The organism is Pseudomonas sp. MF08817 (assembly GCF_059862705.1).
The window spans coordinates 296,956-313,586 of the sequence record NZ_JCBCUY010000001.1 but is presented as its reverse complement, the minus strand read 5'-3'; the positions used below and the strand labels follow the sequence as shown (position 1 = coordinate 313,586).

The window sequence follows — 16,631 nt, the reverse complement described above, 5'->3', positions numbered from 1 at the left end:
GCAAACGCTTCGACTTCAAATGCCCGATCGAGGTGATGGGCGAAGTGATGCAAGAAGCCGTGGTGATGCGGCATGATGCTCCCGCTTCAATTCAATAACCGTGTTGCACTCAGATCCTGCAACCGCCATGTATATTTCATAACTTTGAATGATCAAAGTGAGCATCTTATTTCTCAGATAGCCAAGGATGCGTTTGAACAATTTTGTTTGAATACAGAGTTTGGCATTGAGTCCTATCTCGGTCGGCGCATTAGACATAACACACTGGACGGAGTTACAACGGAAACAGTGGATGCGGTATTAAATAAACAGGAATACCGAATGCTGATGACTAGTCCTGGAATGAAGAGGACTGTTAATGCATGGATTGCGCAATATAAAGAAATTGTAGACAAGTTAAGGCGAGAGCATCTTCAGTTTAAGTCGCCTACGTCATTGTTTAATGCGAATATGAATCTGGAGGATTCGGCAACGAGAGAAAATATAAGGATACTCTCTAGCAGCTTACGCGCTACAGGAAGCCAATTGCTGAATGATCTCGTAGTTTCTTTTTGTTGGAAACAAATTTCGCCTCAGCTTGAAAATGCTGCAAGATTTATAAAAACAGAACTGCTCCAGGAGGCTACTAGCAGCATTGGTAAACAGTTTTCCGGAACGTTTGGCAGTATGGAAGAGCAATTTAAAATAGAGCTGCACGAGGCGGTAAGTGGTGTGTTCAAAAAAGTAGCGGATTGGTTCAGGGTTCCTCAAACTGGATTTATCTCCGCTTCTGTTCGTGAGCTGTGTGGGGTTATTCTTTTTGATCTAAATCGGCAAAAGGTTGTGGAATATTCAGGTGATGGTTTAGAGAATAAGTATACGGGGATAAGTGTGCACAGGCTGTATGACTGCATAGCCGTTCTCTTGCAGAACGCGGTTATTCATGGAGAGGATGGTGCTCCTGTTGTAGTTAATGTTTCGGCCACGAAGGCTGATAGTAATGATATTTTGGATATAGTTTCAGTTGATATCGCCTCAACGGTTGATCCAAGTGAATACCAAATATCAAAAGATCGTATAAATAAAGCTATTCGCTCCGAAGAAAACGGAATTGATATGGTCACCGAAGGATATACAGGGATTAAGAAAGTAAAATTTATAACGCGAAAAAGCGAGTCGAAACATACAGTGAGATGCGTTGAGAATGATCAGCGTAGAGAGTTGAAGTTAGGCTTTACATTGCATTCTGAAACCGTAAGTGATGATTCTGCTGTCGGGGTGGTGTAATGAATATATTACTGGTGGAGGATGAGGTTCATAAACGGGATGAAATAAATGGATGCGTTAACGAAGTTTTCGGTTTTTTACCGGATATAGTTGATAGCGTGAATAGCGCTGTTCTTAAAGTAAAGGCCGTGGATTATGATTTGATAATATTGGACATGGCACTGTCAACATTTGGCGAGAGCTCAGGTGATAATAAAAAAGGGCATGACCAAGCGCAGGGCGGGGTTGAAGTGTTGCGTGCTTTGAAAGCGTATAAGAAGACGGCTGATATTTTAATTGTTACTCAGTATCCTGATTTCTTTATCGCTGGTGTGAAGGTCAAGTTAAAGAATTCAATGGAAGTTATTAAGAGCAAGTATAGTCAAAATGTAATAGGTGCGATTCTTTATACCTATAAGTCTAAGCCTACTTTGCAGAAAATTACGTCAATTTTGAGGTTGAAGAAATGAAGGTTCTGATTATTGAAGATGATGACGCAAAGTATAATAATATTGAAGGTCATTTGCTGGAAAAGGGTGTTTCTGTAAGTGATGTTGTTCGAGCGAAGAATATGAGCGACTTCGCTGGAAGCCTGAGTTCTGAAGAGGTTGGGTTGTTTATAATAGATTTTAAAGTTCCAAGTTTCGATGATGGTACTGCAATTGCAAATGGTAAGGCTATTCTCGAGGCCATTGTTAAAGCTGGAAAAGATGATGCCTTGCTTTTAGCTATTAGTTCTTATCCAGATGATTTTTCGGAGTTGCGAGCTGAGTTTGAAGCTCGAGGATGTATTTTAGCTGACTATAAAAATGTGGCTGGATGGAAGTCTACACTCAATCATTTGCTTGTTCAGCTTAAGAAGAATATTCGAATGGATTTTCTGATTTTCTGTGCTCTGCATGCTGAGAGAAAGCCGTATATAGTATTGGTTGACGGAAAACCGGTAAACAGAGGTGGCGTAAGTTGCTGGGATTTTGAAATTGAAGGTAAGAAGGGGTCTATTATTCTACTCCCGCAAATGGGATTGGTTAATGCTGCAATACTGGCAGCTACATGTATAGATCGATACAAACCTAAATTGGTCGGCATGAGTGGTATATGTGGAGGGTTCAGTAAACACGCTGAATTGGGACAGCTCCTCGTTTCGAGAATGGCTTATGAGTACCAAAGTGGTAAGTGGTCAACTGATGGTTTTCAGAATGAGCCATATCAGGTGCAAACTGAACCGAGTTTTGTGACGCTTATACAGCAAATTCTTGATGACGAAAATCTGATAGTGGAGCTTGAGAGCGGGCATCGAGGTAGTAGACCTATGAAACCATCCAATCCAAAACTGGGTTTCTTTACAAGTGGGTCGGCGGTGATTGCTGATAAGACATATTTGGATCAGATTGAGAAAACTCACAGAAAAGTTAGTGGGCTTGATATGGAAGTTTTTGCCGTGCAAAGAGCGGCTGAATTATCGGTAAGTAAGCCGGTATGCTTGTGTGCGAAGGCGGTTGTAGATTTATGTGATGACGATAAGAATGATGATATTCATGATTATGGATCATATGTTTCCGCGAAGTTTTTGTTGAAAGCAATTCAAAGCTATTTTAAGAGTGAATATGAAACTTGTTAATCGTTGAGCGTTTATGTTCGTGCCTGTCAATTTGTATTTTTTAGAAGGGTAGCATAGTTGTATATCGTTAGTATTGGTTTTGCCTGACCCATTAGATTCTATTCATTGAACAAAAGGCCTCTATGAGGCCCTTTGTTAATTTTCACCGGTTTAGCCAGCTCTCGACAACGTTGGCACCGTGTTGGTTTTTCCACTCTTTCAGCGTCTTGTGATTACCACCTTTGGTTTCAACCACCTCGCCGGTGTGCGGGTTCTTGTAGACCTTCAGCTCGCGAGGCTTGCGCTTGCCAGGTGCTGCCGCTGGCGTTGATGCTCGCTTCGTGCTCTGTGGATCCAGCAGGTTGATGATGTGCTTGAGGCTGAAACCGTACTGATTCAGCAGCTCTCGCAGCTTGGTCTCGAACTCGATCTCTTTTTTCAGTGCGCCGTCGCTCTTCATCGTCTCCAGTGCTTGGAGCTGCTCGGCGAGGTGTTTTTCCAGCTGGCGGTATTCGGCAAGTTTGGACATGCTTGTTTCCTATGTTTGTTTAATGACAGTTTGAATGTTCGTGCGGCTCAAAAGTTCAGCACTATTCTGGCAGCTTCAGATACTCCTTAATGCTAATAATCTCTGCCTTGATCAATTTTACCGTGAGAATCTCGACTTTCGTTTTTATGGGAGGTTTGTCCACGAACTCCAGCATTTCCGTTAAGGAGACTATTCGTGCTTTCAGTAGGTCTTTCCAGTTGGGGGTGTTTCTAAGGTCAAATTGAATGATCATTTTTTAGCCTGTTGAGGTTAAACAGCCTACCTGCGCAGGCTGTTTCGGTGGCTCAATGCCCTACAGCGAAAGGATGTCTTGCACGCTGTACTTGCCGGATCGATCCAACAGCTCGCGCCAGGTCCAGCTGTGGAAGTCTTCGCCTTCTTGTGGAAGTACCAGCTTCATCAGGCTGAGGTGTTCCCCTCCCAACATGCCTTGTACATTCCACAGCTTGCCGCCCAACTCCATCAGCGCTTGCGCTTGTTCGTTCCATTGTTCCTCCAGCACTGTGCGGGCCAGGAACATCGCTGTTTTTTGGATCGAACCGTATTCCCTTTGCGCCTCAGCAATGTGCTGGTCGACGATGGCCAGCTCCTGTTCCAGTGCAGTGATGATCAGGTGTTGACGCCGATTGTGTTCGGTCGCCGTCGCGAGGTTTTTCGCGGCCTTTTGTGCGTCGGCATTGGCGTTCTTTTCGCCTTCGGTATCGCCCCAGGCCACGGCCTGCGCGTAGGCGGTGGCGGCATCGGTTTCGGCTTGCCGGGCCTTGGTCATGTCCTCTTCGGCTTGCTGCTGGATCTGCGCCAAGCGGGTGCTGAGGCTGTCGCGTTTTTCGTTGAGTTCTTGTTCGTCGGCTTTCCAGTTCGCCATCGACCCGGTGTAACCCGCCATCAGGGTTTCATGATTGAGCAGCTTCTCGCGGCGAGTGATCTTCGCATCGAGCAGCCAGGCACGGTGCTTACTGGCGTCGTAAGGAACTTTCAGGCTGCTGTGCTCGTTGCGGATTTCGGTCAGCCGTTCCTCCTCGATGACTTCGTCGCCTTCCAATAGCGCCTCCAGCGGCGCCATCTTCACGTGGTGCTGTTCAGCGTCGTTCAGGTGTTTGTCGCGTTGGGCGGTCAATTGGTTGATCTCATCGATCAACCGTTGCTTCTTGTCGCAATGACCGGTCGCGGCAGTGCTGTCCGAAACCGGCTGTGCTAGCCCGGCGGTCTGTCGGCTGGCCAGCAGTTCGTGTTGTTCGGTAGAAGCTTGGAGTTCGTTCATCAGTCTTGTTCCTTCAAAAAATGGGTTTGGGTTCAATGAGCGGCTGGCGAGGCCGGGAATAAGCCGGCGCTACCTCGATCAGCGGACGTGCCTTCAGGCAGCCCGAGCCTCGCTCTCGTCCGTTCCCGGAATCCTCTTCACGATGTAGCAGCGCTGGGGCCCAAGGCCGGGCAGGCGGACTAGACTCGATGCCTTGCCATCACTGGCCGGCTCCAGCACGCCGCGCTGCAACAGCTCCTTGTTCACGGCGTTGATGTTCATGCCCCGGAAAATCTCGGAGCGCCACGCCTCGGGCAGCACGTAATAGGTGTTGGTGGTGTGCATGGTGTCGCCCATGCCGTGCTCCAACGTTTTGCGGAAGCCGAGGCGGTCAATGGTGCGCGGGCCGTGTTCGTCGATCTTGGCCGCCGCCGACTCCCAGCGGGTGAAGCGGCTTTCGCCGAAGCGCTCGATGACCTGGCGCAGCCGTGCCAAAATCGCATCGCCCTCGAAGTTACCGGCGCCCCCGCGCTCGTGGAGCCATGCGTTCAAGCACACCCGAGCGGCGGTGGTGGCCGTCCCGTCCGGCCAGCCGGTGATGCCCATCGCGGTGGCCAGCTCGCCGGCGGCCGCTGCAAGGCCGAAGCGAGCGGCGGCACGGTGTGCTTGCCCGCTGGCAGAGGCGGGGAGCGCTTGGGCAATAAAGCCTTCCAGCGTACGTCGCAGAATGACTGCCCATCCTTGGCGCTTGCCGGGTTCGCACAGCGCGGTCAGAAAGGCGGTGAGTGGGGTGCCGTAGTAGTTCGCCACGCGGGCTTTGAGTGCGTCGGACAGGGCTGCCGCATCTTCGAAACCGTTGAGCGTGTCGAACATGCCAAGGCCCTTGCTGGCATCGGCTGGGACGGCGAGCATCCGCACCTCCATACCCGCTTTCAGCTCTTTGTTCGCCTCTGCCATGTGCTGCGCCAAGGTCTTCTCGCCGGTGGAGAGGAACAGCAAGCGCCACTCTTGCACCTGTCGGCCCGCTTGGCCTCGATCATTGGCGCGGGCCTTGCCGGTGCCGTTGCCGAGCATGTACACCGTCTCGCCGATGATGCGGGCATCACACATGCCGATTTCATCGAGCACCAGAAGCCCGTCGGAATGCGCGGCAGCGATCGACTCTAGCGCGTTGTCGGTCGAGCGCCACGAGCGCACCAGACGCGGCCCGCCGTAGATCGAGGCGGCAACTTGCAGGTGCGTAGTCTTGCCGCCGGAGCTGTCGCCGTACAGGTGAAAGCCGCCCGATTCGTGGCCGAGCATGTGTAGCAGGGGGCCGGCGAAGGCCACGCCGACGACAAACGCCAAACGGTGGTTGCCGATGCACAGCGCACCGATCTGCTGTTGCCATTGTTCCAACGTGCCCGCTTCGCTGATCGGCGGAAGCTGCGCGCCGGCCTCGTAGAAATGCAGGTGTTCCGCGTGCATGCCGACCTGCTGCTCGGGCAACAAAAAGGCGTTGTCATGCCAACCCAAACGAGTGACCAAGCGCGCACGTTGCGCACTGTCGAAGCCGCCCAGGTAACTCTGCAAATCGTTGCGTGCGTTCCGCCCCGAGCGACTGCCGGCCAGACGCAAACCCATGTCCACCAGAGGGCCGAGCACGTCCTTACCGAAGTCGCCGGTCATGGTGCGCGCCGGAATGTTCCAACGCTTCTTGGTGCCGTCGGGGTCGTCGAACTCAACTAGCAAGCCCCAGTTGTGGCCCTTCTCGTCACGGGTACGCGCAAGGATTGCCAGCGGCGAACATACCGGGCGTGCTTCACCGTCATCGCCGGCATAAAACACACCTTCGGGCGTCAGGCGAAAGCCACCGGGCATCAGGTCGTTTTTCGATTTTGCCGGACGCTTGGCTGCTGCTTTGGGTTTCGGTTCCGGCTCTGGTGCCAACTCGGGTTTCACCTGGGCAACGATCGGCTTTTCCTCGATCACACCGAACAGCTCACCGCCGCTTTCCAGCGCGGTGAAGTGGCCGGCGGTCCAGCCTTTGGCGAGCGCGTCGGCGGCATCGTCGCCGTCATCCCATTGACCACCTTTTGCGAACGCGGCGCGGTCGTTCTTCAGCGTCGGCTTGCGTTTGAACACCTCCAGCGCGATGACTCGGACCGAAGCGGCACCGATTTCGCGCAGCTTTTCAGCGACGGTGGCCATGCAGGCTTTACCGCTGTCGTCGTTGTCCGGCCACAACACCACGTCGCGTCCCTTCAGTGGCATCAGGTTGACCTTATGCCAGGAGTTGGAGCCGTTCGGCCAGCAGGTGGCCACGTAGTCCGGCAGCAACTCGGCGGCGGCATCCACAGCTTTCTCGCCTTCGCACAGAACCACTGGTGCGTCAGCGCGCTGGGCCAGTTCATCAAGGCGTAGCAGCGGACGCGGATCCGGTAGACCCTGCCAGCGCCATTGTTTGGTTTGGCTATCGGCGCGCTGACACCACGTCAGGGACGCAAAGACCTTGTTCGGCTTGCCGTCCTCATCCGGGCCGAGGTCGAAGCGATACAACGCCATGAGGGGCTGACCCTGCGGGTCGCGGTAGATCCAGACCTTGGACGGTACGCCGTGATCGCGATGCTTGGTCGGACACTTCTTCATGGCCTCGGCCGGGATCGGCTGAATGGCGTTCCATGTCGGCGCCTTGGGTTTGCTTGGTGCCGCTTTCATCTGGGCAGCGCCGGGCGAAACGTTCAGCCAGTCCGCCAGTTTGTGGCAGGCTTCAACATCGGTGCCGCCGTCCAGATAACGCACCAGATCGATCAGGTCGCCGCCTTTGTCGCCGGTGGCAAAGTCTGCCCAGGTGCCCTTGTTCAAATTGACCTTGAGCGAACCGGCGCGCTTGTCGCTGCGGGTAGGATTCGGGGCTGTGTATTCCTTGCCGCCGTCCACATGCTTGCCGTTGGGCAGCCAATGCGACAAGACACGATCAATGTCTTTCAGCGCGGCGGCTTTCACGTCGGCGAAGCTTGGACGTTTCGCGGTGCTGTTCGGGCGCTGGCTCATGTGTCAGCCCTCGGCAGAAACAGCGCGTCGTTGATGTCATCGATCAACGCTTTGGCCATCTCGCCCAGGTACAGAGCGGGCCAACTGAAACGCTCGCCGTTGTCACTCATGGCTGCGTCGAAATTGAGTTGATTCGCGTGATGCTGAAGCAGCGACACCATCTCCAGTGCGTCTTCGACTGGCACGCCGGCATTGACGCGAAACAGCTTGAGGTCGGTGGCGTTGACGCGAGAAAAAGTGGCGTGGCCCGGTGTGGTGGAAGTGCTCATAGCGCACCGCCTTTTTGCACAGCAGGTGTGGAGGTGTTATCGCCGTGCATGGCCAACGTTTTGATCAGGCCGAGAGTGCCGCGCACGTCCCAAAGGACGGCAGCGATGACGTGATTGGCAAGGCGCGAGGATTCGTTTTCGAAGTGATCTTCAAGCAAGGTCAACACTGAGTCGGCACGATCGATGGCGCAGGTGATGGCGTCGATGGGCACACCGGCTTCTGCTTTTGGATTCACGCAAAGCAGGTCTTCAGGCAGCGAAAAACTCAGGGCGTTGTTCATTGGGCACCGCCTGCGGTTTCGAGTGCGCGGGCTTTGGCCATGTGAGCGTTGTAACGTGAGATACGTGTAGCGAGGCTGGAGTTGGCGTGTAAAGCGGCGAGAGCCATTGCACGGTGTGCAGCGGCGCGAATTTTGGACGGATTGAGTGCAGGCATGGGTGACGCTCCAAGTTTGAGGATGGAGCTGCCACTGATCGTCGCCAAACGATTTAAGGTGGCAGCTGTGCGCAGGTTGGCGAACCGGGAACTTGGAACCCGGCAGACCCGAAGGTCTCCCACGCACAGCTGCCATAACACGAAACGGCGGGCACAAAAAAAGCGCCTGCTGTCGGTTGGGGCGCCTGTGCGCCAAGTATCTCGGGTCGCCAAACCCGGTCGCTGAATTTGCAGCGACGGTCAGAGAGTAACGTCCGTTTTTCCAAAGTGCAACTGCGCTGATGGCTTGCGGTTTTTTCAGGTGCGGCATAAATTGTTCGTGCATGTAGATTGACCTCAACGCCTCCGGATCGCTCCCGGAGGCGTTTTCGTTTCAGGCATGGGCTTCCCAGCGCAGGGAGAGAAGGGGCAAAAATCCGCCGCTGAGCATGGAGCGGGCGTCTTCGTAAGCGTCGACCTGCTGGCCTTCGTCGACGACAACGGCCCCGGTCTTTTCGCAGTGGAGGGAGAGGGCGCACCAAGTGCCGTCGGCCCAGCTGAGCACGCTGACAACGCGACCTTGCCTTGCCTGCTGGCTGCGGTAGCGTTCAAGACGCTGCATGACGCGAGATGAGAAACCGATTCGACGCAACACGGAAAAGGGGTGCATCAAAGCGTTGCTTTCAGTCTTGTGGCTCATGCAGCCACCTGATCACGCGCCTCGATGCGGCTGCGCGCCCACGCTTGAACTTCGGAAAGGACCCATGCGACAGGGGCGCCGCGTGCGTTGCTGTTGCTCAGTTTGACGGGCTGCGGAAAGCCGCAGTCGGTGCGCTGCATCAGTTTGTAGATGGTCGAACGCTTCATCCCCACGATGCCTTCCACTTCTCGCATGCGGATTAAAGTTGAAGCGGCATCAAAAAGTGAGGCGGCGTTGGCGGGAGTCTTGCGGGGAAAATCGGTGACAGAGGTGTTCATAGGTATTGCTCTCGATTGATTTGGACAACGAGAGCAATGGTCTAGAAATTGGTCGGCGGTGAGCAGTTCACTTCCATTTGAAAGGACATTGAAATATCGGTCACACCACAAAATTGCGCTTGAGGATTCCCTCCACGCTTTTGCGGGTTAGCGCTTTTTCGGTTTCCATTGTCACCCACTCAGCGCGCTGTTTGAGTGGTTTGGACACCTCCCGTTCCAGCCAGGCGTGAACCGCCGTGGTCACGTTTCGCCGTGACATTCCGCTAGCCACGTAGTGTCGACCTTGCCTAATGATTGCTGTATCCCGTGCGCCGATTTCTTCGTTCCGTTCCGTTCCGCTGATGATGCCGCCCTTAGTGCGGATAGCGTGCTCGATTGCCCTGTAAGCGATTGGGGTCAGTTCGTCACTGATCAAGCAGGGTAAGGATGTTATGGGCTCCAAAAACAGCACGTACTGGTCCAGTGCCTCAACACGTTCGTTAGGATCGACCTGCCTTTCCACAACCTGACAATAAAGATCCCACGGCCAATCCGTCGGAGGCTCGGCGACATGCGACCAAGCCTCTTGTTCGGTGGAGCGCATCCAGTCAGCTAAGGCGCTAAGCGCTTTTACTGCGCAGGCCATGACGTAGGCGGCATATGTCTCGCGTTCCGATGCGGAATGACATTTGCTGTATTGGCGAACCCAATGCGCGAGACGGTTTTTTTTGTCGGTTGAGGCGTACTGAAAAATAGCCTCCTCATGCATCGTTGTCTGGATGCACATGCTGCTCATGTCGCTGCTGATGTCGCCGGTCTGGATGCGAATGCAGCACTGATTGATCAGCTCGCACACGTCAGTGATCTGTTCATTGCAGAATTCGTATAGCGGCTGCTCTGAGAGATATTGAATCAAGCCAGCGGTTAACGCCGAGTGCAAGATTGGGTGCGTATCAATCATGCCCATGGTTCTCTCCGTGTAACGCTATATCCCTCGCCCTGAGAGTTGGATGCGTATCCAGCGATATTTGCGCTCTCGCCCAGCTTGAGGAGCTTTGGCCCGCAGCATGCGAGTGGCTTATTCTGACGTTACACAAACGGCGTGCGTTACATCGCATGTTCGGAAGGTTGTGCAAGAGTGTAACGGGATTGAAAGCCAATGAATCCGGGTGTTTGGCCGGCATCGTTACATGAGTAACACTTGTTACACGGATTTTGAAGGTGGTATGGATAAGTGCATTCATACCGCTTTTCCAAATTGTCCCTTGATCACCTTTTCGCTTGCCAACGCATCAAGGTGATCTGCATACCACTGCATCATCTTCACCCGGTGCTCAAGGTATTGAGCCTTGTTGTATACCCCGGATATTCCCTCTTCTTTGTGAGCAAGCTGCGCTTCGACATGCTCTTTTGGCCAGCCATGTTCCCTGAGCAGAGTGCTGGCGGTGTGACGAGTACCATGACCAACCAAGCGACCTTTGTAACCAACCGTCGCGAAGACCTTGTTGATGGTGTTCTCGCTAATCGTTGGATTCTTAGCGCCCACCCCAGGGAACAGCCAGCGACTGCGACCTGTGAGGCAGTGAAGTTCTTCGAGAGCGGAAAGCGCTTGCTTAGGGAGTGGACACACAAAGTCTCTGCGCATCTTCATCTTGGCGGCAGGCGTCGTCCATAACGCTTTATCAAGGTCGAACTCTTTCCATTCAGCTAACCGAACCATGCCCGGTCTAGATGCGGTCCAGATACAGAGCCATGCTGCGGTCCGGGCCGTCAGCCTGCTGGGAGTGTTTTTGAGTGCTTGGAGGAACTCTGACAACTCAGGCTCAAGTAAATGGGGATGTTGCTGAGTCTTCGGAGCTTGGGCTGCAATATCTCGTAGTCGACTGCCCGGATCGTTTTCCGTGAGGCCCAAACCGATGGCTCGCCCGAATATCTGATTGATCCAAGTGCGACACTTTTCCGCCACGTTGTGTGCGTCCCGGGCTTCGATGGATGCTTGGAGCTCCGCGCAGTCGGTACGGGTGATTTCGTCTAGAGGCTTTTCTCCCAGTGCCGGGAGTATGTCTTTGTCGAGGTAGGTGCGGATTTTGTTGAGGGTGGAAGGCGCGAGACCCTTTTCCTCTTTTGCCTTCAGCCAGGCATCAGCGGCAGCTCGAAAGGTTCGGGTCTTGGCGGCATCGATAGCAGCTTTCGCGGATCGCTTTTGTTCAAGGGGATCGGCACCGCTACTCACTACTTTGCGTAGATCGGCAGCTTTGTCCCTTGCCAGCGCGCCACTAACTTCCGGGTAACCCCCGAGCCCCATCCAAGCCCAATTGCCCGCCGGACGTTTGTAGCGGAGCTGCCAAGATTTACCACCATCAGGTTTAACCCTGAAGTAGAGGCCGTTTCCGTCCAGCTCCCTGTATTCCTTTGATTCCGGCTCCAATCCCGCAAGTGTCGTGTCAGCGAGAGGGCGGCGCTTGATGTCTGCGCGCTTCATCCTTGTATCCCAAAGTTCGGTATTTTTCTCAGGATACAAGCAGGGATACAGGGATACAACGGATAAGGGGAGACAGGGGGAGACAGACAGGCACAAAAAAACCGGCCAAGTGGCCGGTTTCTCTGGGTCTGAGAGGCTGGTAGAGACTCTCAGATACTGCTATGTGGTGCCCCGAGGGAGACTCGAACTCCCACTCCTTTCGAAAACGGATTTTGAATCCGCCGCGTCTACCAATTCCGCCATCAGGGCTCAATGGCGGCGAAGTATAGAGAGGTGAATACCGTTGGTCAATCAGGTTTCGTGGTCTATTTTCGCTATTTCCGCTAGACTTCCCGGCCCTGCTAGACGAACCCCATCATGCGCGTTGCTGACTTTACTTTCGAACTCCCTGATTCGCTGATTGCCCGCCACCCTTTGGCTGAGCGTCATGCCAGTCGCCTGTTGACCCTGGATGGGGTCAGCGGCGCCCTTGCACACCGTCAATTCACTGATTTGCTTGAGCATTTGCGCCCGGGCGATTTGATGGTGTTCAACAATACCCGGGTGATTCCGGCGCGGTTGTTTGGCCAGAAAGCGTCCGGCGGCAAGTTGGAAATTCTGGTGGAGCGGGTGCTGGACAGCCATCGCGTGCTGGCCCATGTGCGGTCGAGCAAGTCGCCTAAGCCGGGGTCGCAGATTCTCATCGATGGCGGTGGCGAGGCGCAGATGCTGGCGCGTCACGATGCGCTGTTCGAGTTGGAGTTTGCCGAAGAAGTGCTGCCGTTGCTCGACCGCGTCGGGCACATGCCCTTGCCTCCTTATATAGACCGCCCGGACGAGGACGCTGACCGCGAGCGTTATCAGACGGTGTATTCCGAGCGCCTGGGGGCGGTGGCAGCGCCGACGGCGGGGCTGCATTTCGATCAGGCGCTGCTGGCGGCGATTGCGGCCAAGGGCGTAGAGACTGCGTTCGTGACCCTGCACGTGGGGGCGGGGACTTTTCAGCCGGTGCGTGTCGAGCGCCTTGAAGACCACCACATGCACAGTGAGTGGCTGGAAGTCGGCCAGGACGTAGTGGATGCAGTGGCGGCGTGCCGCGCCCGTGGTGGCCGGGTGGTGGCGGTGGGTACCACCAGCGTGCGTTCCCTGGAGAGCGCGGCCCGTGACGGTGTGCTCAAGCCGTTCAGTGGCGACACCGATATCTTCATCTTCCCTGGGCGGCCGTTCCATGTGGTCGATGCCCTGGTGACCAATTTCCATTTGCCCGAATCCACGCTCTTGATGCTGGTTTCGGCGTTCGCCGGTTACCCCGAGACCATGGCTGCCTATGCGGCGGCGGTCGAGCAGGGGTACCGCTTTTTCAGCTACGGTGATGCGATGTTCATCACCCGTAATCCGGCGCCGCGCGGCCCAGAGGAAACCGTATGAGTCGTATGTCATTTGAACTGTTGGCCACCGACGGCAAGGCCCGTCGCGGTCGCCTGACCTTCCCGCGTGGCACTGTCGAGACCCCGGCGTTCATGCCGGTGGGCACCTATGGCACGGTCAAGGGCATGCTGCCGCGGGACATCGTCGCCACGGGCGCCGAGATCATCCTGGGCAACACCTTCCACCTGTGGCTGCGCCCGGGCACGGAAGTCATCAAGAAGCACGGTGACCTGCACGATTTCATGAAGTGGCAAGGCCCGATCCTCACCGATTCCGGTGGTTTCCAGGTGTTCAGCCTGGGCGCCATGCGCAAGATCAAGGAGGAGGGCGTGACCTTCGCTTCACCGGTGGACGGCGCCAAGGTGTTCATGGGGCCTGAAGAGTCGATGCAGGTCCAGCGTGACCTGGGCTCAGACATCGTGATGATTTTCGACGAATGCACGCCGTACCCGGCCGATGAAGACGTGGCGCGGATCTCCATGGAACTGTCGCTGCGCTGGGCGCAGCGCTCGAAGAATGCCCATGGCGACAACACGGCGGCGCTGTTCGGTATCGTCCAGGGCGGCATGCACGAAAGCTTGCGCAAGCGCTCGCTTGAGGGCCTGGACAAGATCGGCTTTGACGGCCTGGCCATTGGCGGGCTGTCGGTGGGCGAGCCCAAGCACGAGATGATAAAGGTGCTGGACTACCTGCCGGGGCTGATGCCAGCTGACAAACCTCGTTACCTTATGGGTGTTGGCAAGCCGGAAGATCTGGTTGAGGGTGTGCGCCGCGGTGTGGACATGTTCGATTGCGTGATGCCAACCCGCAATGCCCGCAATGGGCATCTGTTTATCGATACCGGCGTGCTGAAGATCCGTAACGCGTTCCATCGCCATGATGATTCGCCACTGGATCCGACCTGCGATTGCTATACCTGCCAGAACTTCTCCCGTGCCTATCTGCATCATCTGGACAAGTGCGGCGAAATGCTGGGCAGCATGTTGAATACGATCCACAATTTGCGCCATTACCAAGTGCTTATGGCTGGTTTGCGCGAGGCTATTCAACAGGGTACATTGGCCGCCTTTGTCGATGCCTTCTATGCCAAACGCGGGCTTCCCGTGCCGCCGCTGGACTGAGTTTCCAACCTTTCAAGACACTAATTTTGCAACTGGAGTGCTAAATGAGCTTTTTTATCTCTAATGCCATGGCTGACGCCGCTGCACCGGCTGCCGCCCCTATGGGTGGTGGCTTTGAATGGATCTTCCTGGTCGGTTTCCTGGTCATCTTCTACCTGATGATCTGGCGTCCACAGGCCAAGCGCGCCAAAGAGCAGAAGAACCTGCTGAGCAGCTTGCAGAAGGGTGATGAAGTTGTGACCACTGGCGGTATCGCCGGCAAGATCACCAAAGTTGCGGATGACTTCGTAGTACTGGAAGTTTCCGATACCGTGGAAATGAAGTTCCAGAAAGGCGCTATTGCCGCCACGCTGCCTAAAGGCACGCTCAAAGCGATCTAAGTTTCAACTTCTACTCAATCGACGGGGCGCGCAAGGCGCCCCGCTTCATAAGCGGGCGGCGTGATGCTGAACAAATACCCTCTGTGGAAATACATACTGATCCTGGCGGTGCTGGCGATCGGTATTATTTATTCCGCTCCCAATTTATATCCTGACGATCCGGCCATTCAGGTCAGCGGTGCGAGCACTGCGCTGAAGGTCAACCAGGCTGATCTGGATCGCGCGAGCAAGGCCCTGGCCGATGCCGGGATCACGGTCAAGGCTTCTTCGCTGGCCGAAAGCGGCAAGGGCGGGCTGATCCGCCTGACCAAGCAAGAGGATCAACTTCCGGCCAAGGATGTGGTGCGCAAGGCGTTGGGCGATGACTACGTAGTCGCGCTGAACCTGGCCCAAACCACGCCCCAGTGGCTGCGCAACCTCGGTGCGCACCCGATGAAGCTGGGCCTGGACTTGTCCGGTGGCGTGCACTTCCTGCTGGAAGTGGACATGGACAAAGCCCTGGATGCTCGTCTGAAAGTCTACGAAGGCGACGTCAAGAGCCTGCTGCGCAAAGAGCGCCTGCGTTATCGCAGCCTGCCGCAACTCGATGGCGCCATCCAGCTGGGCTTCGCTGACGAAGCGACCCGCGAACAGGCCCGTGCCCTGATCCGTAAGAGCTTCACCGATTTCGACATCGTTCCGGCCGACCTCAACGGTCAGGCGGTGCTGCGTCTGGCGATGACCCCGGCCAAGCTGGCGGAAATCCGCGAATACTCCATCAAACAGAACTTGACCACGGTACGTAACCGCGTCAATGAGCTGGGTGTTGCCGAACCTATCGTTCAGCGCCAGGGCGCCAACCGTATCGTGGTTGAGCTGCCGGGTGTGCAGGACACCGCTGAAGCCAAGCGTATCCTGGGCAAGACGGCCAACCTTGAGTTCCGCCTGGCCGCCGAGCCGGGTGCGTCGAAGGCTACTTCCGAGTCCTTTGAATTCCGCGAGGGCAATCGTCCTCCAGCGTTGATCGAGCGCGGCCTCATCATCACTGGCGATCAGGTGACTGACGCCAAGGCGGGTTTCGGTGAGCAGGGCACGCCGGAAGTGAATATCCGCCTCGATGGCCATGGCGGTGAACTGATGAGCCGCGCCACGCGCAGCAACGTCGGGCGCAGCATGGCGGTGATCTTCATCGAACAGCGTCCGGTCACCACTTACACCAAGCAAATGGTCAACGGCGTCGAGAAAGACGTGCCGGTGCAGACCTTCAAGGAAGAGAAACGCATCATCAGCCTGGCGACCATCCAGTCGCCGCTGGGCGCGCAGTTCCGCATTACCGGCCTCAACGGCCAGGGCGAATCCTCCGAGCTCGCGCTGTTGTTGCGTGCTGGTGGTCTGGCGGCGCCGATGTACTTCGCTGAAGAGCGCACCATCGGCCCGAGCCTGGGTGCTGACAACATCACCAAGGGTATCGACGCCTCGCTGTGGGGCATGTTGTTCGTGTCGCTGTTCATCATTGCCATCTACCGCTTCTTCGGCATCATTGCCACGGTCGCGCTGGCGGTGAACATGGTGCTGCTGCTGGCCCTGATGTCGCTGCTGGGGGCAACCCTGACCCTGCCGGGTATCGCCGGTATCGTGCTGACCATGGGTATGGCGGTGGACGCCAACGTTCTGATCTTCTCGCGGATCCGTGAGGAAATCGCGGCCGGGATGACGGTGCAGCGGGCAATCAACGAAGGCTTCGGCCGGGCATTCACTGCGATCCTGGACTCCAACCTGACTACCTTGTTGGTCGGCGGGATCCTCTTTGCCATGGGCACCGGCCCGGTCAAAGGCTTTGCGGTGACCATGTCCCTCGGGATCTTTACCTCGATGTTCACGGCCATCATGGTGACCCGCGCGATGGTCAACCTGATCTTCGGCGGTCGTGACTTCAAGAAGTTGTGGATTTAA

General features: G+C 55.6%; 16 protein-coding genes and 1 tRNA gene. 7 read left to right on the top strand and 10 right to left on the bottom strand.

Going from position 1 to position 16,631, the window contains the following annotated elements; translation table 11 throughout:
• Positions 1 to 72 precede the first annotated feature (72 nt).
• Genes AC19YR_RS01445 through AC19YR_RS01435 form a run of 3 tightly spaced genes read left to right on the top strand, consistent with a single transcriptional unit; the run spans position 73 to position 2,866 of the window.
• On the top strand, positions 73 to 1,266 hold the full coding sequence (locus AC19YR_RS01445; RefSeq protein ID WP_500596856.1) for a hypothetical protein: 1,194 nt from the start codon (positions 73 to 75) through the stop codon (positions 1,264 to 1,266).
• Positions 1,266 to 1,715 (top strand): hypothetical protein, encoded by a 450-nt coding sequence (locus AC19YR_RS01440; protein WP_500596855.1) that lies wholly within the window; start codon positions 1,266 to 1,268, stop codon positions 1,713 to 1,715. The genes AC19YR_RS01445 and AC19YR_RS01440 overlap by 1 nt, the downstream gene beginning before the upstream one ends.
• The gene (locus AC19YR_RS01435; RefSeq protein ID WP_500596853.1) at positions 1,712 to 2,866 is read left to right on the top strand and encodes a 5'-methylthioadenosine/S-adenosylhomocysteine nucleosidase family protein; all 1,155 of its coding nucleotides are present in this window, start codon (positions 1,712 to 1,714) and stop codon (positions 2,864 to 2,866) included. Before AC19YR_RS01440 ends, AC19YR_RS01435 begins: the two co-directional genes overlap by 4 nt.
• Before the next feature lie 142 nt (positions 2,867 to 3,008).
• Here the strand turns inward: AC19YR_RS01435 and AC19YR_RS01430 are convergent, their stop codons facing one another.
• The 10 genes from AC19YR_RS01430 to AC19YR_RS01385 form a co-directional block, all read right to left on the bottom strand.
• Positions 3,009 to 3,374, bottom strand: coding sequence for a histone-like nucleoid-structuring protein, MvaT/MvaU family (locus tag AC19YR_RS01430; RefSeq protein ID WP_500596851.1), 366 nt, complete (start codon positions 3,372 to 3,374; stop codon positions 3,009 to 3,011).
• A gap of 313 nt (positions 3,375 to 3,687) precedes the next feature.
• Positions 3,688 to 4,530, bottom strand: coding sequence for a chromosome segregation protein SMC (locus AC19YR_RS01425; RefSeq protein ID WP_500596865.1), 843 nt, complete (start codon positions 4,528 to 4,530; stop codon positions 3,688 to 3,690).
• Between the two features lie 219 nt (positions 4,531 to 4,749).
• On the bottom strand, positions 4,750 to 7,668 hold the full coding sequence (locus tag AC19YR_RS01420; protein WP_500596850.1) for a DUF927 domain-containing protein: 2,919 nt from the start codon (positions 7,666 to 7,668) through the stop codon (positions 4,750 to 4,752).
• A complete protein-coding gene (locus AC19YR_RS01415; RefSeq protein ID WP_500596848.1) occupies positions 7,665 to 7,937 on the bottom strand; it encodes a DUF3077 domain-containing protein in 273 nt (90 codons plus the stop codon). Before AC19YR_RS01415 ends, AC19YR_RS01420 begins: the two co-directional genes overlap by 4 nt.
• Positions 7,934 to 8,218, bottom strand: a complete 285-nt coding sequence (locus tag AC19YR_RS01410; protein ID WP_127929667.1) for a hypothetical protein — start codon at positions 8,216 to 8,218, stop codon at positions 7,934 to 7,936. The genes AC19YR_RS01415 and AC19YR_RS01410 overlap by 4 nt, the downstream gene beginning before the upstream one ends.
• A gap of 528 nt (positions 8,219 to 8,746) precedes the next feature.
• On the bottom strand, positions 8,747 to 9,052 hold the full coding sequence (locus tag AC19YR_RS01405; protein ID WP_210554974.1) for a hypothetical protein: 306 nt from the start codon (positions 9,050 to 9,052) through the stop codon (positions 8,747 to 8,749).
• Positions 9,049 to 9,330, bottom strand: coding sequence for a helix-turn-helix transcriptional regulator (locus AC19YR_RS01400; RefSeq protein WP_085641060.1), 282 nt, complete (start codon positions 9,328 to 9,330; stop codon positions 9,049 to 9,051). Before AC19YR_RS01400 ends, AC19YR_RS01405 begins: the two co-directional genes overlap by 4 nt.
• Before the next feature lie 100 nt (positions 9,331 to 9,430).
• On the bottom strand, positions 9,431 to 10,270 hold the full coding sequence (locus AC19YR_RS01395; protein ID WP_460067287.1) for a hypothetical protein: 840 nt from the start codon (positions 10,268 to 10,270) through the stop codon (positions 9,431 to 9,433).
• Positions 10,271 to 10,549: 279 nt separating this feature from the next.
• Positions 10,550 to 11,791 (bottom strand): tyrosine-type recombinase/integrase, encoded by a 1,242-nt coding sequence (locus AC19YR_RS01390; protein ID WP_500596846.1) that lies wholly within the window; start codon positions 11,789 to 11,791, stop codon positions 10,550 to 10,552.
• 164 nt (positions 11,792 to 11,955) lie between these two features.
• A tRNA-Leu gene (locus tag AC19YR_RS01385) sits at positions 11,956 to 12,040 on the bottom strand.
• A gap of 108 nt (positions 12,041 to 12,148) precedes the next feature.
• Here AC19YR_RS01385 and queA point away from each other — a divergent pair.
• The 4 genes from queA (at position 12,149) to secD (ending at position 16,631) form a co-directional block, all read left to right on the top strand.
• Complete coding sequence (gene queA, locus AC19YR_RS01380) at positions 12,149 to 13,198, top strand: tRNA preQ1(34) S-adenosylmethionine ribosyltransferase-isomerase QueA (RefSeq protein WP_500596844.1); 1,050 nt, start codon at positions 12,149 to 12,151, stop codon at positions 13,196 to 13,198.
• Positions 13,199 to 13,203: 5 nt separating this feature from the next.
• The gene (gene tgt / locus AC19YR_RS01375; protein ID WP_032803964.1) at positions 13,204 to 14,319 is read left to right on the top strand and encodes a tRNA guanosine(34) transglycosylase Tgt; all 1,116 of its coding nucleotides are present in this window, start codon (positions 13,204 to 13,206) and stop codon (positions 14,317 to 14,319) included.
• 44 nt (positions 14,320 to 14,363) lie between these two features.
• A complete protein-coding gene (yajC, locus tag AC19YR_RS01370) occupies positions 14,364 to 14,699 on the top strand; it encodes a preprotein translocase subunit YajC (protein WP_007956696.1) in 336 nt (111 codons plus the stop codon).
• A 63-nt stretch (positions 14,700 to 14,762) separates the two neighbouring features.
• A complete protein-coding gene (gene secD / locus AC19YR_RS01365) occupies positions 14,763 to 16,631 on the top strand; it encodes a protein translocase subunit SecD (protein WP_095107935.1) in 1,869 nt (622 codons plus the stop codon).

Excerpts from the sequence above, each read along its gene's own strand:
- AC19YR_RS01445 (WP_500596856.1), top strand. The coding sequence starts at position 73 with ATGATGCTCCCGCTTCAATTCAATAACCGTGTTGCACTCAGATCCTGC.
- AC19YR_RS01440 (WP_500596855.1), top strand. The coding sequence starts at position 1,266 with ATGAATATATTACTGGTGGAGGATGAGGTTCATAAACGGGATGAAATA.
- AC19YR_RS01435 (WP_500596853.1), top strand. The coding sequence starts at position 1,712 with ATGAAGGTTCTGATTATTGAAGATGATGACGCAAAGTATAATAATATT.
- AC19YR_RS01430 (WP_500596851.1), bottom strand. The coding sequence starts at position 3,374 with ATGTCCAAACTTGCCGAATACCGCCAGCTGGAAAAACACCTCGCCGAG.
- AC19YR_RS01420 (WP_500596850.1), bottom strand. The coding sequence starts at position 7,668 with ATGAGCCAGCGCCCGAACAGCACCGCGAAACGTCCAAGCTTCGCCGAC.
- AC19YR_RS01415 (WP_500596848.1), bottom strand. The coding sequence starts at position 7,937 with ATGAGCACTTCCACCACACCGGGCCACGCCACTTTTTCTCGCGTCAAC.
- AC19YR_RS01410 (WP_127929667.1), bottom strand. The coding sequence starts at position 8,218 with ATGAACAACGCCCTGAGTTTTTCGCTGCCTGAAGACCTGCTTTGCGTG.
- AC19YR_RS01405 (WP_210554974.1), bottom strand. The coding sequence starts at position 9,052 with ATGAGCCACAAGACTGAAAGCAACGCTTTGATGCACCCCTTTTCCGTG.
- AC19YR_RS01400 (WP_085641060.1), bottom strand. The coding sequence starts at position 9,330 with ATGAACACCTCTGTCACCGATTTTCCCCGCAAGACTCCCGCCAACGCC.
- AC19YR_RS01395 (WP_460067287.1), bottom strand. The coding sequence starts at position 10,270 with ATGATTGATACGCACCCAATCTTGCACTCGGCGTTAACCGCTGGCTTG.
- AC19YR_RS01390 (WP_500596846.1), bottom strand. The coding sequence starts at position 11,791 with ATGAAGCGCGCAGACATCAAGCGCCGCCCTCTCGCTGACACGACACTT.
- queA (WP_500596844.1), top strand. The coding sequence starts at position 12,149 with ATGCGCGTTGCTGACTTTACTTTCGAACTCCCTGATTCGCTGATTGCC.
- tgt (WP_032803964.1), top strand. The coding sequence starts at position 13,204 with ATGTCATTTGAACTGTTGGCCACCGACGGCAAGGCCCGTCGCGGTCGC.
- yajC (WP_007956696.1), top strand. The coding sequence starts at position 14,364 with ATGAGCTTTTTTATCTCTAATGCCATGGCTGACGCCGCTGCACCGGCT.
- secD (WP_095107935.1), top strand. The coding sequence starts at position 14,763 with ATGCTGAACAAATACCCTCTGTGGAAATACATACTGATCCTGGCGGTG.